Origin of the sequence: Lonepinella sp. BR2357, assembly GCF_051851525.1 — a bacterium.
Taxonomy (GTDB): Bacteria; Pseudomonadota; Gammaproteobacteria; order Enterobacterales; family Pasteurellaceae; genus Lonepinella.
Map to the genome: position 1 here is coordinate 1 of NZ_JBPDVG010000042.1, position 266 is coordinate 266.

The 266-nt window shown below is 53.4% G+C and carries 1 rRNA gene; it reads right to left on the reverse strand.

The features are described 5' to 3' along the window. Nucleotides 1-266, reverse strand: a 23S ribosomal RNA gene (locus tag ACTG7L_RS10845); the annotation flags it as partial.

Below are 266 nucleotides of genomic sequence, written 5' to 3' on the forward strand. Positions count from 1 at the left end.
CTTAACTAGTACTTTGGGACCTTAGCTGGCGGTCTGGGTTGTTTCCCTCTTCACGATGGACGTTAGCACCCACCGTGTGTCTCCTGAGTATCACTCTTCGGTATTCGCAGTTTGCATCGGGTTGGTAATCCGGGATGGACCCCTAGCCGAAACAGTGCTCTACCCCCGAAGGTGTTCGCTCAAGGCTCTACCTAAATAGATTTCGGGGAGAACCAGCTATCTCCCGGTTTGATTGGCCTTTCACCCCCAGCCACAAGTCATCCGCT